This is a genomic window from Thioalkalivibrio sp. ALM2T, from assembly GCF_000381505.1.
Lineage (GTDB): Bacteria > Pseudomonadota > Gammaproteobacteria > Ectothiorhodospirales > Ectothiorhodospiraceae > Thioalkalivibrio > Thioalkalivibrio versutus.
Map to the genome: position 1 here is coordinate 128,048 of NZ_KB906557.1, position 14,942 is coordinate 142,989.

At 67.3% G+C, this 14,942-nt stretch carries 15 protein-coding genes; 7 read left to right on the forward strand and 8 right to left on the reverse strand.

What is annotated here, in order from left to right; all coding sequences use genetic code 11:
• Positions 1–61: 61 nt before the first annotated feature.
• Positions 62–1,117, reverse strand: a complete 1,056-nt coding sequence (locus F816_RS0103275) for a hypothetical protein (protein WP_019593533.1) — start codon at positions 1,115–1,117, stop codon at positions 62–64.
• Between the two features lie 125 nt (positions 1,118–1,242).
• Here F816_RS0103275 and F816_RS0103280 point away from each other — a divergent pair, with 125 nt between their 5' ends.
• Both F816_RS0103280 and fliL read left to right on the forward strand, forming a co-directional pair.
• Positions 1,243–2,079, forward strand: a complete 837-nt coding sequence (locus F816_RS0103280; protein ID WP_019593534.1) for a zinc-dependent peptidase — start codon at positions 1,243–1,245, stop codon at positions 2,077–2,079.
• The gene (gene fliL / locus F816_RS0103285) at positions 2,076–2,483 is read left to right on the forward strand and encodes a flagellar basal body-associated protein FliL (RefSeq protein WP_019593535.1); all 408 of its coding nucleotides are present in this window, start codon (positions 2,076–2,078) and stop codon (positions 2,481–2,483) included. Before F816_RS0103280 ends, fliL begins: the two co-directional genes overlap by 4 nt.
• Before the next feature lie 133 nt (positions 2,484–2,616).
• Here fliL and F816_RS0103290 read toward each other — a convergent pair whose 3' ends face one another.
• Positions 2,617–2,913 carry a hypothetical protein gene (locus tag F816_RS0103290; protein ID WP_018144712.1) on the reverse strand — a complete coding sequence of 99 codons (297 nt, stop codon included), beginning with the start codon at positions 2,911–2,913 and terminating at the stop codon, positions 2,617–2,619.
• Positions 2,914–2,999: 86 nt separating this feature from the next.
• On the reverse strand, positions 3,000–4,913 hold the full coding sequence (locus F816_RS0103295; protein ID WP_019593536.1) for an ABC-F family ATP-binding cassette domain-containing protein: 1,914 nt from the start codon (positions 4,911–4,913) through the stop codon (positions 3,000–3,002).
• 264 nt (positions 4,914–5,177) lie between these two features.
• On the opposite strand from F816_RS0103295, the gene F816_RS0103300 reads away from it, so the two are divergent.
• Positions 5,178–6,101 carry a GGDEF domain-containing protein gene (locus tag F816_RS0103300; protein ID WP_019593537.1) on the forward strand — a complete coding sequence of 308 codons (924 nt, stop codon included), beginning with the start codon at positions 5,178–5,180 and terminating at the stop codon, positions 6,099–6,101.
• Between the two features lie 46 nt (positions 6,102–6,147).
• Here F816_RS0103300 and F816_RS0103305 read toward each other — a convergent pair whose 3' ends face one another.
• Positions 6,148–7,086, reverse strand: coding sequence for a hydrogen peroxide-inducible genes activator (locus F816_RS0103305; protein WP_018169200.1), 939 nt, complete (start codon positions 7,084–7,086; stop codon positions 6,148–6,150).
• Entirely contained in the window at positions 7,083–7,439 is a 357-nt protein-coding gene (locus tag F816_RS0103310) for a DUF3301 domain-containing protein (protein ID WP_026333111.1), read from the reverse strand. The genes F816_RS0103305 and F816_RS0103310 overlap by 4 nt, the downstream gene beginning before the upstream one ends.
• 96 nt (positions 7,440–7,535) lie before the next feature.
• Between F816_RS0103310 and F816_RS0103315 the strand changes: the two genes are divergently transcribed.
• The 4 genes from F816_RS0103315 to F816_RS0103330 all read left to right on the forward strand — a co-directional run bounded on the left by F816_RS0103315 (position 7,536) and on the right by F816_RS0103330 (position 12,183).
• Positions 7,536–8,366 (forward strand): inositol monophosphatase family protein, encoded by an 831-nt coding sequence (locus F816_RS0103315; protein ID WP_019593540.1) that lies wholly within the window; start codon positions 7,536–7,538, stop codon positions 8,364–8,366.
• Positions 8,363–9,766 (forward strand): adenylate/guanylate cyclase domain-containing protein, encoded by a 1,404-nt coding sequence (locus F816_RS0103320; RefSeq protein ID WP_019593541.1) that lies wholly within the window; start codon positions 8,363–8,365, stop codon positions 9,764–9,766. The genes F816_RS0103315 and F816_RS0103320 overlap by 4 nt, the downstream gene beginning before the upstream one ends.
• Positions 9,763–10,884 carry a tetratricopeptide repeat protein gene (locus F816_RS0103325; protein ID WP_019593542.1) on the forward strand — a complete coding sequence of 374 codons (1,122 nt, stop codon included), beginning with the start codon at positions 9,763–9,765 and terminating at the stop codon, positions 10,882–10,884. Before F816_RS0103320 ends, F816_RS0103325 begins: the two co-directional genes overlap by 4 nt.
• Positions 10,885–10,968: 84 nt before the next feature.
• On the forward strand, positions 10,969–12,183 hold the full coding sequence (locus F816_RS0103330) for a TraB/GumN family protein (RefSeq protein ID WP_019593543.1): 1,215 nt from the start codon (positions 10,969–10,971) through the stop codon (positions 12,181–12,183).
• A gap of 616 nt (positions 12,184–12,799) precedes the next feature.
• On the opposite strand, the gene F816_RS0103335 is transcribed toward F816_RS0103330, so the two are convergent.
• From F816_RS0103335 to F816_RS0103345, 3 genes are read right to left on the reverse strand one after another with little or no spacing between them, the layout of a single operon-like run.
• On the reverse strand, positions 12,800–13,798 hold the full coding sequence (locus tag F816_RS0103335; protein ID WP_019593544.1) for a zinc-binding dehydrogenase: 999 nt from the start codon (positions 13,796–13,798) through the stop codon (positions 12,800–12,802).
• A 58-nt stretch (positions 13,799–13,856) separates the two neighbouring features.
• Positions 13,857–14,348 carry a Slp family lipoprotein gene (locus F816_RS0103340; protein WP_019593545.1) on the reverse strand — a complete coding sequence of 164 codons (492 nt, stop codon included), beginning with the start codon at positions 14,346–14,348 and terminating at the stop codon, positions 13,857–13,859.
• Between the two features lie 2 nt (positions 14,349–14,350).
• A complete protein-coding gene (locus F816_RS0103345) occupies positions 14,351–14,935 on the reverse strand; it encodes a Slp family lipoprotein (RefSeq protein ID WP_051080078.1) in 585 nt (194 codons plus the stop codon).
• Positions 14,936–14,942 lie beyond the last annotated feature (7 nt).

Consider the following 14,942-nt stretch of genomic DNA (forward strand, 5'->3'; position numbering starts at 1 on the left):
ACGAAAGTTACAGGGTAGCCGTTATGTACCCCTCGACGCAGGAATGGCCCTGCGGGTTCCGTCAGGCGCTCAGGTCGATCTGCTGCACACTGCCGCTGCGGCCATCCTCGCCCACCCAGACGCCGGTCGACTGCACCTGCCCCAGAAGGCTGTTGTCGCCGCCGCGACAGAGATCAAAAGGCGTGCTGACATGCCCGAGGTAGATCGCCCCGACGCCCACCTCGCCCAGCGCCAGCAACTGATCGCGGCCCTGGGCGTCGCGGGTCCACACGCGCAAGCGGTCGTAAACCGGATCCGCCGCATCAATCCAGCCGTTGCCGTCATGATCGAACCGTCGCAGTTCGGCGAAGCCATCACCGGTCAGTGGGCCAAAGAGCTCGGAGCCGTCATCGACCTGCCCGCTGCCAGACCGGTCGATCGCGAGAAAACCACTGCCGGGTTGCAGAAAGGCCACCTGTTGCGGCGAACCGTCAGCGTCCAGATCGAATTCGAAGCGGGTGTCCGTAAGAGCGGCCGCCGGGGCGTCGAAATTGATCACCAGCGGATCGTGCAGCTCCGCATCCATGCCACCCTGCAGACGGCTATGCTCGATGAACTCGCGGCTCATGGTCAGGGCAATATCCAGGTCGATGGTCTTGCCGTCGGCCGTGTGCACGCGCCCCTGAGCCTGGAACGATGTCCTCTCGACCTCGATCCGGGTCTGCTCCACGGACCAGGCGACACTGAGCCCTGCCGCTGGACGAGGGGGGCGCGCAACGGGCCGCTCGAGGGGTTCCGGCGGGGTGTCGGCCGGCTTGAGGTCGGCGGGATCGATCACCCGGATCTCGCGCCCGGTAAAGCGCTCCAGGATCAGTCGCAGGAGCTCGGTACGCAGCTGGTCCACCGAGGTCAACTCGCTGTCCGCCGCGGCGACCCCCACGAAGGGGGCGCGTGCGGCCACGCCGGGGGCGGAATTCTGCAAGGCACGCGCTGCCGGGGCCGGATTCGCGGGCGGCTCCGGCACCTGACGGGGGCGCACCACACTTCCCTCGACCACGGTCATGCGAGCCTCGCGCCGCGTCGCCTCCAACGCAAAACGCTGGCTCGATAACTGCATGGAATAATCGGCAATCTGCACGGTTGCTCCCGTCAATTTTTCCGGTTGCAGGGCATAACGGCCGCAGGGCGGCAATCATTAGCCGCCCTGCGGAAATCGCCGGCCGCAGGCGGACGCATGCCAGCCAAACGTGCGACGATTGACGGATGGATTCGACGCCGAATTTTCCTTTGCGCGGCCTGTTCCGGCGCATCCTCGGGCCCTTTTCCGGCCTGGAGCCCGAGGCCGTGCAACTGGACAACGACGAGTGGGAGGCCCTGCGTCGACGGGCCCCGTTCATCGCCAGCCTCACACCGGAAGAGCGCTCCCGGCTGCGCGAACTGGTCGGCCAGATCCTGGCGCAAAAGGAATTCATCGGCATCGCCGCGGAACCGGAACCCTGGCAGTGCCAGGTGATCGCCGCCTACGCCGCGCTGCCGGTGCTGGAACTGGGCCTCGAACCGTACCGCGACTGGCGCACGCTGATCCTGTATCCCGACACCTTCGTGCCCGAACACGAGTGGGTGGACGAGGCTGGCATCGTCCACCAGGGGGCAATACCCCAGTCCGGCGAGGCCTGGGAACGCGGCCCAGTCATCCTGTCGTGGAACGATGTCGAGCGCGACGGCGCTGTGGTCGTGCACGAGATGACCCACGTACTGGATGCCGGCAACGGCGAGGTGAACGGGTTCCCGCCACTACGCCGCGGGCAGTCGGCCAGCGCCTGGACGGAGGATTTCTCGCAGGCCTTCGAGGCTTTCGTGGGAGCAGTGGATTCCGGAGAGATCGACGAGGCCGAGCTGCCGCTGGACCCCTATGCGGCCACCGCCCCGGAGGAGTTCCTGGCCGTCGCAACAGAGTCCTTTTTCTTCGAGCCGGCGCGCCTGCGCGAGGCCATGCCCGAAATCTATGAGCATCTGGTGGCATACTTTGATCAGGAGCCCCATCGACGCGGCGACCTGATCGCCTCCAGCACGCAACCCGCCCCGGAGCACACACCATGATCCGCAGCCCCTTTCGTTCCCTGCACCTTGCTCTTCTGGGGGTTGTCCTGATGCTGGCCGCCCCCCTCGCGCTCGCCGTGGACGACCTGGACAGCCATTACGTGACCCTGGAACCGGTGGTGGTGAACATGGCGTCCTCCGACCGCGGACGCTACCTGCAGGCCTCCATCCAGCTGGAAGGCAACGATCTGGAAGACGCCCGCGCGATCCGCGAGCACATTCCCGCAGTGCGCGACCGACTGATCCGCATCCTTGGCGGGCGCAGTCCCGACAGCCTGACGGGCGGTGGCGCGCGCGAGGATCTGCGCAACGAGGCCACGGAGGAGCTGAACGAGTTGCTCGAGGAGATTACCGGGTCGCCGCGGATCGCAGCCCTCTACTTCTCGGATTTCATCCGCCAGTAATCCTCACTCACCGGCAAGGAAAAGCCCCCGGCAGCACAAGCTACCGGGGGCCGATGCTCCCGCCAGTACATGACGGGATCGAGCCCCGCTGGGGGCTCACTCCATCATCGATCATCGCTCCTTGATGGAACGATCAGTGCGGCCGATGCAGCAGCGGCATCTCGCCCCGCTCCATCATGTGCCGGATCAATGCAGCCCGACCGGGCTCTTCCTGCTCCAGCTCGTCGGCGCACTGCGAAGGCTCGTGCGCGGCCTCCGATAGCATGACCTCCAGCTCGCGCAGGTCGACCTTGGGCTCCTGCAGGTCTTCCGGCTTCGGGTTCTCCAGCATGTTGGTTTTCCAGAACATGCGCGGGTGCCAGCAATGCAGTTTCGCATCCGGGTTGTGAAAGAGCTCGACACAGCGACGATTCAGTTCCTGTGCATTCATGGGGATCACTCCTCGCTCCAATGCATTCACCCTGATGTATAGACCCCGCAATACCCGAGTTCAAGGGTTGGTCTTTGAAGAAGGTCTCACTCCGCAGTCTCACCCCGGGCGGATTCCAGCGCCTCCAGCGCCTCCATCCACTCGGCCTCCGCCGTCTCCAGCCGACTGCGCAAATCGCCCTGTTCGCGGGTCAACTGGGCCAGACGATCCGCCGCCTCATCGGCGTACAGCGCCGGGTCGGCCAGCTCGGTCTCCAGCGCATCCAGTCGCTCCTGAACACGGACACATTCCTGCTCGGCTCGGTCCGCACTCTTTTTCAGTGGCTTGAGTGCGGCACGCGCCTGCGCCGCCTGCTGCCGCCGTTCCTTCTGTGACAGTGCCGGACCACTCTGGGACGTCGTAGCGGGCGTTCCGGGGTCTTTCGCGGCGACACTTTCCCGCTCGCGGGCCTTCAGCTCGCGGGCGTAGTCGTCCAGGTCCCCCTCGAAGTCGCTCAGGTGGCCGCCTTCCACCTTCCAGAAACGGTCGCAGACGCGAGCCAGCAGTTCACGGTCATGCGCCACCACCACCAGGCCACCGGCATAGTTCTCCAGCGCCTCGGCCAGCGCCTCGCGCATGTCCAGATCCAGGTGGTTGGTGGGTTCATCCAGCAACAGTAACGAGGGCGCCTGCCAGATCAGCAGCGCCAGTACCAGGCGCACCCGCTCCCCGCCGGAACACTGACCCACCGGAGCGTCCGCTTTCTCGCCGGGAAAACCCATGCCACCGAGGAAGTTGCGCAGGCGCTGCTCCTCGGCACGCGGGTCCTGACGTTGCAGGTGCACCAGGGGCGAGGCCTTCAGGTCCAACTGCTCGCTCTGGTGCTGGGCAAAATAGCCGACCTTCAGGTTGGGCTCCACGCGGCGCTCGCCCGCGGTCGGGGCCAACTCGCCGGCCAGCAGCGTCAAGAGTGTCGATTTCCCGGCACCGTTCGGGCCCAGCACGCCGATCCGGTCCTCGGGGCGCAGACGTAAAGTCGTCGGATGCAGGCGGACGCGATCCCCGGAGCGCACCTCGGCATGATCCAGCGCCAGCAAGGGGTCGGGCAGACGCTCCGGGGTCGGGATCTCCAGGTGAATCGGCCGGGCCGCGCGGATCACCGCAACCTCGTCGAGCTTTTCCAGACGCTTCAGTCGGCTCTGGGCCTGGCGTGCCTTGCTCGCCTTGGCACGGAAGCGACGGACAAAGTCCTCCAGGTGGGCGCGCTCGGCCGCCACCTTTGCGGCCGACGCCTCGCTCTGGGCCATGGCCTCGGCGCGCTTGGCCTCGGCGTGGGTGTAGCTGCCGGCGTACAACGCGATACCACCGCGCTCGATGTGCGCGATATGGGTGCAGACCGAATCGAGAAACCGCCGGTCATGCGCAATCACGATCACCGTCCCCGGATAACGCGCCAGCCAGTCCTCCAGCCACAGGATGGTCTCGACATCCAGGTGGTTGGTGGGCTCGTCCAGCAACAAGAGATCCGAGCGCGTCATCAGCGTGCGCGCCAGGCCCAGGCGCATGCGCCAGCCGCCGGAGAAATCGCTCATGGGCCGATCCGCATCCGCCGCAGCGAATCCGAGGCCTGCCAGCAGTCGGCGCGCACGGGCATCGGCCGTCCAGCCGTCAATCGCCTCCAGCGCACCAAACAGGCGGGCCTGCTCGGCGCCATCGGACACCTGCTCCAGACGCTGCTGCAGGTCGCGCAGTTCGGTATCCCCATCCAGCACGTAGTCCACGGCCGAGCGCTCGCTCCCGGGAACCTCCTGTGGAAGATGCGCCACCACCCATTCCGCGGGCTGGTCGATTTCGCCGGCATCCAGACTCAATTCGCCCTGCAACGCCGCCAGCAGGCTGGATTTTCCGGACCCGTTGGCGCCGGTCAGGCCGACGCGCCAGCCCGCATGCACGGTGAGGCTGGCGTGCTGCAGCAGGATCTGGCGACCGCGACGCAGCTCAATATCTTGTATTCGAATCATGCGGCGCAGTGTAGGGCAAGCGCGCGCCCGGCTCATGTAGGCCGGCCGTTCCTCGGGAAACGCCGCCCCGGCGCAGGGTGTCAGAATCCTGCCACCCCTTGCCGCCTGCGGCGGTGAGGACCTGCCGGGGCGGCGAAAAATCGCCGATTTTCCGTCAAGGCCTCCGTTATCCGTGACACAAGTCTCTGTTTTCACTAAACATCCGATAAGTGGCATGGATCTGGCTTTACTCTCGATCCAACGATCGATGCAAGCGAGACGGCCATGAACCGCGATGGGAACGCCCACAACCTGCGACTGGTATCCGCCAAGGGCAAGACGACTGGCGATGCCGGGACGCCCTTTGATGCCCTTGCCTTCGTGCAGGCCCTGTCCTCCAGCCTCGAGCTCGGGACCGTCCTCGCCCGCCTACAGGAACACCTGCACGCCCAGGTCCACCACAGCGGCTGGTTCTTCATCCTGCAGGAGAGTGACGAGACCTGGTCCGGCGGCGACGAGGATCGCCATCGCATCGAGTACGGCATGAGCTTCAACAACGAGACCATGGGCTCGCTGATCCTGATGCGCGGACGCCGCTTCAGCGACGACGAACAGCAGTTGATCGAGGCTTTGCTAGGGCTGGCCGCCCCGGCACTGGCCAACGCCCTGCGTTTCCAGCGCCTGAACGAAAGCCTGGAGACCGATGAACTGACCGGTCTCGGCAACCGCCGCGCCTTCGAGAAACAGGGCGCCCAGTGGCTGGCCGACTGCCGCCGCCAGGATCGCCCGATGTCGGTACTGGCCATCGATCTCGATCACTTCAAGCAGATCAACGATGAATACGGCCACAGCGTGGGCGACGACATCCTGCGCCTGGTGGCGCAGACCCTGCGCAGCACCACCCGCGAATCCGACCTGTGTGTGCGCATGGGCGGCGAGGAGTTCCTGGCGGTGCTGCCCGGCGCGGATCTCAGCCGTGCCATGGAATGCGGCGAGCGCATCCGCCTGGCTATTGCCGCCCTGCGCGCCTGCGCCAAGGCCACCGACCAGTCCGCACTGGAGAGCGACGGCGCGGTCAAGGTGACCGCGAGCGTTGGTGTGGCCGGCGTCGGGCGCGGCGCCACCCTGCAGTCCGCCTACCAGGCGGCGGACGAGGCCCTGTATGCGGCCAAGCAGGCCGGGCGCAACCGCGTCCTTGCCGGCAACTGAGCCGCGGCAGCCCATCCCGCGCTAATCCGCATTGCCTTGAAGCCGCCTACCCCGCGCCGGGCTGGATAAAATCGACACAGGTCAGCGGGGTCGAGAGCACCGCGCGCCGCAGCGCCTCGATGGCCTCCGGACGCGGGAAGCTGGTACGCCATGCCAGGGCCACACGGCGACTGGGCGCCGGATCCTGAAACCGCCGCACGGCCAGCAGTCGCTGGGCATAACGATCCGCCCCCACCGCCGTGCACGGGAGGATCGTTACCCCCATCCCCGAGGCCACCATGTGGCGGATTGTCTCCAGCGACGACCCCTCCAGATTGCGCGGCGTACTGCCATCCGCAGTTACCGTGCGCTGGCAGTCCGGGCAGCGCTCCAGCACCTGATCGCGGAAACAGTGACCGGCGCCCAGCATCAGCAGGGTCGCATCGGCCATATCCTCCAGCCGCAGGGGTTCCTTGTCCTTCAGCGGGTGCGCCGCCGGCAGCACGGCCATGAACGGTTCGTCGTACAAGGGAAGCGTGACCACGCCCGGCTCCTCGAACGGCAACGAAATGAGGATCGCGTCGAGCTCACCCTGCTTGAGCCGCTCGCGCAGCCGCCCGGTGTAGTTCTCATCGATCACCAGCGGCATGTTCGGCGCGCGCTCGTGCAGCGCGGGGATCAGCTCCGGAAGCAGGTACGGACCGATGGTGTAGATCGCACCCAGGCGTAGCGGGCCGGAGAGTTGATCCTGACTCTGTACGGCAACCGAGCGCAGCTGTTCGACCTCGGCCAGCACGCGCCGCGCCTGCGCGATAATCTGCTCACCTGCCGGCGTCACGTTGACCTCGCCGCGGCCGCGCTCGAACAGGGTCACGCCCAACTCTTCCTCGAACTTGCGCACCGCCACCGACAGCGATGGCTGACTGACATGGCTGGCCGCGGCCGCCCGCCCAAAGTGGCGGGCATCGGCGACGGCGACCACATACCGCAGCTCGCTCAGAGTCACCGGGGCGGCCCTCCGCTGTCATCATTGCTGTCCAGCCCCTGAAACTCGCGGCCGCCGTCCGGCCAGTCCAGGGTCACGCGCTTCAACTGGCGGCCTTCCAGCGAGATCTCGCCGGGATGTCGCCCCGCCCCATCGGCGGAAAACTCGAAGCGGTAGCGGCGTTGCAGGGCCAGGCCACGGTCGCCCCAGACCAGGCGCTGACCGGTACGCACGACGGTGGCATCGAGCAACTGCACCCCTGCCCGCTCGCAGGCCTGCCGCCCCACCCGACGGGCACGTTCGTTGGCACGCCAGGTGTCATTAACGTAAAACCCTATCAAGGAAATGGAGATGATTATGATCAAGCCTGTCATGGACCGGTATGATAAGCGCAATCGAACCCGAGTTTTTCCGGGCATGCCCGGCCGTCTCCGGTTCGTTTACCTTGCCACCAGCGTTTCCGGGTCTGCATGACTACCACTGCCATCCCCTTCTCCGATCTCGCGCAGGGCCTGCGCGAGATCGGGCAGCAAGAACTGCTGCCCCGCTTCGAGGCCGATATCGCCGTTGATTACAAGGCAGACGGCAGCGTAATCACCGAGGCCGACCACGCGGTGGATGCGCGTGTACGCACGCTGCTGGGCGCATACGGACAGGACACGCCGGTACTGAGCGAGGAGCAGGCACGCGGCGAACAGGCACGCGTACTGGAGACCGCCCCCGCCTTCTGGCTGGTGGACCCGCTGGACGGCACCTCCAATTTCGCCGGTGGCATGCCCTTCTTCGCCATCTCCATCGCCCGCATCGAGGGTGACCGGGTCACCCATGGCGCGACCTACGATCCGGTACGCGAAGAACTCTTTACCGCCACCGAAGACACCGCGCTGGAACTCAACGGGGTTACCCCGCCGGCGACCACTCGCCCTCCCGTCACGGAGCTGGGCCGCGCCATCGCCCTGGTGGACTACAAGCGCCTGGATACCCCCCTCGCGGGTGAACTGGCCTGCAACGCGCCGTTTCGCTCGCAACGCAACCTCGGCGCCTGCGCCCTGGAGTGGGCCTGGCTGGCCGCCGGCCGCGCCGATCTGTACCTGCACGGTGGCCAGGCCCCATGGGACAGCGCGGCCGGTGGGCTGATGCTCGCCCGCGCCGGCGGTGCCATGTGCAACCTCGCGGGCGAGCCCGTATTCGGACGATCGCTGACCAAGCGCTCCGCGGTGGCGGCGCGCTCCGACACCCTGCTCGCCGACTGGCGGGCGTGGCTGGCCCCTTGGCTTGCCGCCCCGGAGTCCCCCTCGTGATCCGCCGCCGCAAATCCGGCGGCGGCGCACGCCTGGGCGTCGGCAGCGCCGACTTCACCCCACGCTACCTGCCGATCGCATGGAAGATCGTCGCGGCGATCGCCGGGCTCACATTGGCCGGGATCGTGACCCTGTCGGCCGTGGTGCTGAACCAGGTCAGCACCGTGCTGGACAACCAGATTCGCGCCCAGGCCGAGAGCACCGTGGCGCCGGTCGCGCGGACCTCGGCGGAGCTGATGCTGGCCGAGGACTACCTGACCCTGGAGACCCTGCTGAACTCACTGGTGGAGGAGGGGCGCGTCGAGTCCATCGCCGCCTACGCGATCGACCGCGGTCAGGTTGCCCGCGCCGGGACACCCCCGGAGCAATCCCTCACCGACGGGGTGTGGCCGCTGGCACCGACGGTGGAACCCTACCGACGCAACGTGCGCTTTCAGGACGTACAGGTGGGCTACATCGAGGCCTACATCGACACCTCGCCAATGCAGGAGCTAATCCGCAACACCCTGAACGCCGGGATCGCCACGGCCGTCGGGGTGTTTCTGCTGAGCCTGATCCTGGCAATCGATATCAGCAAGCGCCTGGTGCGCCCACTGGAACGCCTGGCCGAGAGCATGCGTTCGCGCGCCCGCCCCATGGATGACCAGGGCAATACGCTGCCGATGGTGCGCCAGGACGAGATCGCCCAGCTGACCGACGCCTTCAACGATATGGCGCGCGATCTGCTGCGCAAGGACCAGGTCGAGGCCGCCCTGCGCCGCTACGTGTCGGACGCCATCGCCCAGGACATCCTGGAGAATCTGGACCGGGTGGAGCTGGGCGGACGCGCGCTGGAGGGATCGGTACTGTTTGCCGACATCCAGGGCTACACCGCGCTTTCGGAGCTCTGCAGCCCGGAGGCCCTGGGCCGCATGCTCAACGAATTCTTCGGTCCGATGTCGGAATGCATTGCCCGTCACGGCGGCACAGTGGACAAGTACATGGGCGACTGTACCATGGCCGTCTTCGGCCTCGGGGCGGATGCCGGAAACCATCGCCTGACCGCTGTGCAGACCGGCCTGGCCCTGCTGGACACCGTCGCCTCGATCAACGCCGAGCGTGAACGCCGCGGCGATACCCGGGTGGAGTTCCGTATCGGCCTGAATGCCGGCGAGATGCTGGCCGGCAACATGGGGGCCGAAGACCGCATGCAGTTCACCGTGGTCGGCGACACCGTCAACCTCGCGGCCCGCCTGGTCACGGTCGCGCCCGCCGGCGGGCTGGTCACGACTGCCGCATTCATGGAGCACGAGCAGGTGAAGGGACAGTTCCACACCGAAGACTGGGGCACCCACGAGCTGCACGGGGTCAGCGAAGCGGTGCCCACCACCCGGGTACTGAACGCCACGGATCGCACATGACTGCAGCCCGCGGCCTGTTCCCGCTCGCGAGTATCCTGCTGGCCCTTCTGCTGGTCCAGGGCTGCGCCGCTCTGGACCCCTTCGCCCCGCCCGAGCAGCGCATCGAACGCGCACTGGAGACGGGTAACTACCAGCATGCCCTCGAGCTGATCGACGAGCACGACCCGGAACCGCGAGCCCGATGGGCCGAGCGCCGGGCAGCCATCGAGGACGAGGCCGCAACCGCCGCGGCCGAGGCGATGCACGAGGCGCGCGCCGCCTCGGCCGAAGGCGCGGTCGCTCAGGCCCTGGAAATCCTCGAGACGGCCGAGGCACAACTGCCGCCGGACAGCGAACGTCGGGAATTCATCAGCCAACTGGAGCGCCAGCGACAGGTTGGTTTGCAGACCCTGCAGCAGCGCCACGACATCCTCGAGGCGCGCGCCCTGGTCCAGCGGCTGCGCCTGCTCGAGGTGATGCGTCCGTTGGTGCGCCACAGCGAACGACTGCCGGACGATCCCGACCGCCTTGCCAATCGTCGCGAGCCCCTGGCGCGGGCGCTGGATGGCTACGCCGCCGGCACCGATGGCGAGGAACGCCTGGAGCTACTGCACCTGGCCCAGGACCTGGCCTCCGACTCCGAACGCGCAGAACGCATCGCGCGCCTGGAGCGGGAACTGCGCCAGGCCGAAGCCCCCGAGATCGAGGAAGAGGTCCCGCGTTCCACCATCAATGCACGCCTGCGTCAGGCCCTGGAGGCGGGCGAATTGTCCACGGCGGCGCGCTGGTGCCGCAACGAGATCACCCCCGATACCGACGCCTCCGGCCCGGACCAGGCCGCCCAGCGAGCCCATCGCGCGCTGTGCGAGGAATGGCGCGAGCGCCGAGACGCGCGCGCCGAGACGCTGCTGGAGGAGGGCCGCAGCCATTACTCCGCCGGTGACATCGAAGAGGCCCTGAGACACTGGGAAGAGGGGCTCGAACTGGCGCCCGACCATGCCGGACTCCTCTCGGCCCACGAGCGTGCGCTGCGCGTAGTCGAACGCCTGGAGAGCCTTCGCGTGCCGGAACCGCTCCCCGAAGCGGAGGCAGACAGCCCGCCCGACGACGTCCCACAGGCCGAGCCCGATGCCCCGTAGCGCGCGATCCGGCGGCCGGCGCTGCGGGCCGCGCGCATTCACCGTAGAATACGGCCCGCCCACCGGAGCAAGAGCCCGCCACGCATGAATCCCGCCGTCCAGGAACTGATCGCCGACGAACCCCACCGCGTCCTGCAACTGGGCGACACCGAAGTCGTGGTGCTGGGCACCGCGCACGTGTCGCGCGCCAGCGCCGACAAGGTCCGCGCCCTGATCGACACGGGGGCCTTTGACAGCGTGGCGGTCGAACTGTGCGAAAGCCGTCAGCGCGCGATGCTGGACCCCGACGCGGTCGGGCGCATGGACCTGTTCAGCGTGATGCGCAAGGGCCAGGCCCCGATGATCGCCGCCAGTCTGGCGCTCGGGGCCTACCAGCAACGCCTGGCCGACCAGTACGGCATCGAACCCGGCGCCGAGATGCGCGCGGCCATGGACGGCGCCCTGGACAATGGCCTCCCCCTGGCCCTGATCGACCGGGATATCGGCCTGACCCTGCGCCGCACCTACCGCGCAGTGCGCTGGTGGGAACGCATGGGGCTGATCGGCGGACTGTTCAGCTCCGTACTCTCGCGCGAGAAGATCGACGAATCCGAGATCGAGCGCCTGAAGGAAGGCGACATGCTGGAGTCCACCTTCAGCGAGTTCGCCGAGCAGTCCGAGGACCTCTACCGCACCCTGATCGAAGAGCGCGACCACTACATGGCCGCCCACCTGCGCCGCCTCGCGGCCAACCCGGAGACTCGCTGCATCCTGGCGGTGGTTGGGGCTGGCCACCTGCCCGGGATTGCCGAACAGGCCGAGGATCACCTGACCCCGCCGGACGCGATCCTCGACGCCCTGGACCAGGCCCCGCCCAAGGCGCGCTGGCCCAAGGTCGTCCCGTGGGTGGTGATCGGGATCATCCTCGCCGGCTTTGCCATCGGGTTCTCGCGCAACCCGGATATCGGCCTACAGATGGTGATCGACTGGGTACTGATCAACGGAGGGCTGGCGGCCCTCGGCGCGATCATCGCCCTGGCCCATCCACTGACCGTGCTAACCGCTGCCCTGGCGGCCCCGCTGACCTCGCTGAATCCCACCATCGGGGTCGGCTTTGTGGCGGCCGCGGCCGAGCTGTTCCTGCGCAAGCCGCGGGTCTCCGACTTTGCCAGTCTGCGTCAGGACACCACCACGCCACGCGGCTGGTGGCGCAACCGCGTCTCGCGCGTGTTGCTGGTGTTCCTGCTGACCACCCTGGGCTCGGCCGCCGGCACCTACATCGGCGGCGCCCGCATCTTCAGCCACCTCTTCGGCAGCTAGGGAAACACTGATCAATGAACGCGTTCGCGTTGGTACCCCAGGTTTTCCGAGACAAGGCGCGTCGTGCAACAGGTAGTGGTTCTACCTGTAAGCGGCGCAACGCAGGATCGGGGAACCTGGGGTGCCAACCCCGCAAGTTATTGAAAGGAGGGGCTCGGCAGCTTTTGCGCGCGCACAGCGTTGCGGCTCCCTTGTGCAGAATGACTGCACGGCAGTCACCGCGCCTTGTTCGCACGCAAAAGCGACTCGAGCGCGAACGCGTTCATTGATCAGTGTTTCCCTAGCAAGGTCTATTTGATCTCACCACGAAGCGCACGAAGCCACGAAGAAGACCCAACGAAGAAGGGTAGGATGTGATGAGCGCAGCGAATCGCATCGTGTCGTGCCCCGGGCCTCCCGGTTTCCGGATTGATGCGTTTCGCTGCGCTCAACCGCATCCTACTCACTGTGATTATTGCATCCGGCGAGCGGCGGTCTCACTGTGATTATTGCATCCGGCGAGCGGCGGTCCCTGTGAGCGTTCTCGGCCCAAATGGCGCCTTTCTCTGTGCCCTCTGTGGTAAATCCGCCCTTTGATTTTCTTCGTGCCTTCGTGTGCTTCGTGGTGAATCCAGGGTTACTCGGGGATGCGCAGCACGAGCTTGCCGCGGCGGCCGCCGGCTTCGATGCGCCGGTGGGCCGCGGCGGCCTCGGCTAGCGGGAGGGTATCCTCGACGTTGACCTGCAAACGACCGCTGGCCAGCCGGGCCAGACCCTCGGCCACCAGGGTGGCCTGGTGCTTCAAACGGCGGCGATCATTCTCCAGCATCGGGGTCAGCATCAGCTCCAGGCTGATGCTCGGGTTGCGCAGCCGCGCCGGGTTCCAGTCGGTATCCGCCGGGGGAGCCAGCAGGGTCACCAGGTCCCCGCCATAGGCCACCTGGGTCAGACCCTCGCGGAAGACCTCGCCACCAACGGTGTCCAGCACGATGTCGAAGCCACGCCCATCGGTGTACTGCATGATCGCGTCCGCGGCATCCGGCTTGCGCAGGTCGACGACATCGCCCCCAAGTGCGGTGACAATCGTGCCCGCCTCCTCGCGCCGCACCAGCCCCAGTACCCGGCCGCCGGCGGCGCGTGCGATCTGTACGGCCATCTGCCCGACCCCGCCGGCCGCCGCGTGGACCAGCACGCTCTGGCCGCGCTGCAGGTCGGCCCGCTCGAACAGGGCCTCCCAGGCGGTCAGCCAGGTAAGTGGCAGGGCGGCGGCCTGGGCATCGGATACCGCCGCCGGCACCGGGACCACCGCGGCCTCGGGCACCACGACCTGCTCGGCGTAGGTGCCGGGGTCGATTCCAACCCCGCCAAAACAGAAGGCGACGCGCTGTCCGGGCCGGGCGTGGTGAACGCCACTGCCGCATTCCTCGACGATTCCGACGCCGTCACAGCCGGGCGTGTTGCGCGGGGCACCAGGGACAATCATGCCGCCAGCCCGCACCTTGGTATCCACGGGATTGACGCCGGCCGCCAGCATCCGGATACGGACCTGGTCGGGTGCGGTCAGGGCTGGCTGGGGGACGTCGTCTACACGCAGGACCTCGGCGGCACCGGGTTCCTCAAAAACGACTGCTCGCATGGGGTCTCCTTCGGGATGGAATGGTGTCGAATCGCGTTCGCGCGGCCCGGGGCGCAGGTTACAGGCCGATGCCAATCCCGATGCCAAAGCGCACACCACTGGAGGAGCGCGGCGGTTCCGGCTCCGGCCACAGGTGCACCGAGTGCGCGTCCAGCACCGGGAAGACGTAGTCCAGCTCGCCGATCCGGCCGTCCTCGACCCCGGTCACCGTCCCGACACCGGTAATCCGGCGCCCGGCACGATAGTCCACCGGATCGGCGAAGCCCTCCACACGCAGGCGGAAACGCCCGGTGGTGGACTGCCGCGTCTGTGGCTCCTGACGACTGAGCGGGTAACCGACCACCTCGATGAAGGTCGCCTCGGCGCGATTGTCCACGCGCGCGATCACCCCGCCCCATACCTGCTCGTCGGGCGGCAGGCTATCGCCGGTGACTGCACGCGGCTCGACCTGCACGGCCGGGTCATCCGGGGCCTCCAGCGGGCCGGACGCGCAGGCGGCTAGGAACACGGGCAGCAGCAATGCCAGAAAAGGACGCAGGAATCGGATCATGCTCACCAGTACCAGGGATGCGGGTGATAGCGCCCATAGAGGCCGTAACGCGGGCCCCAGGGGCTATAGAACGGATCATAAAACGGGTCGTAGAACGGATCGCGATAGCCGCGCTCCGTCGGTGGCGGGCGCCGCGACCACAGGTAGACCGCATCCGCCTGCAGCGTAACGAAGGTATAGGCGTAGTCGCCGATGCGGCCCTCCTCGATCCCGTGGATGACACCCCGCACGGTCACCTCGCGGCCTTCCTTGTAAATCTGCGGGTCGAGGAAACCGCTGCTGACCACGCGGAAGCGCCCGGGTGAGCGATCCGCCTCCTGCGGTCGCCCCTGGCGATCAAGTTCGCGGGCCACCACCTCCAGCCGGGTACCGCCCGAGGTGTTCTCGATGTCCGCAATCACTCCGCCCCAGACCACGGTCTCGCCCTTCACGGCCTCGGGATCCGCCAGCACCTGATCACGATCGGGGGCGGCAGCAGGCAACGGGGAAAGGGCCGCCGGAACCCCGGCACACCCTGTCAGCAGGAGCAGCAGCCCCGCCAGGACCAGCGCGCGCAATCGTACCAGTGGCAATGCCCGACTCTGCATAGTCGAT

Coding starts and splice junctions, on each gene's coding strand:
- F816_RS0103280 (WP_019593534.1), top strand. CDS start 1,243: ATGGATTCGACGCCGAATTTTCCTTTGCGCGGCCTGTTCCGGCGCATC.
- fliL (WP_019593535.1), top strand. CDS start 2,076: ATGATCCGCAGCCCCTTTCGTTCCCTGCACCTTGCTCTTCTGGGGGTT.
- F816_RS0103290 (WP_018144712.1), bottom strand. CDS start 2,913: ATGAATGCACAGGAACTGAATCGTCGCTGTGTCGAGCTCTTTCACAAC.
- F816_RS0103295 (WP_019593536.1), bottom strand. CDS start 4,913: ATGATTCGAATACAAGATATTGAGCTGCGTCGCGGTCGCCAGATCCTG.
- F816_RS0103300 (WP_019593537.1), top strand. CDS start 5,178: ATGAACCGCGATGGGAACGCCCACAACCTGCGACTGGTATCCGCCAAG.
- F816_RS0103310 (WP_026333111.1), bottom strand. CDS start 7,439: ATGACAGGCTTGATCATAATCATCTCCATTTCCTTGATAGGGTTTTAC.
- F816_RS0103315 (WP_019593540.1), top strand. CDS start 7,536: ATGACTACCACTGCCATCCCCTTCTCCGATCTCGCGCAGGGCCTGCGC.
- F816_RS0103325 (WP_019593542.1), top strand. CDS start 9,763: ATGACTGCAGCCCGCGGCCTGTTCCCGCTCGCGAGTATCCTGCTGGCC.
- F816_RS0103330 (WP_019593543.1), top strand. CDS start 10,969: ATGAATCCCGCCGTCCAGGAACTGATCGCCGACGAACCCCACCGCGTC.
- F816_RS0103335 (WP_019593544.1), bottom strand. CDS start 13,798: ATGCGAGCAGTCGTTTTTGAGGAACCCGGTGCCGCCGAGGTCCTGCGT.
- F816_RS0103340 (WP_019593545.1), bottom strand. CDS start 14,348: ATGATCCGATTCCTGCGTCCTTTTCTGGCATTGCTGCTGCCCGTGTTC.
- F816_RS0103345 (WP_051080078.1), bottom strand. CDS start 14,935: ATGCAGAGTCGGGCATTGCCACTGGTACGATTGCGCGCGCTGGTCCTG.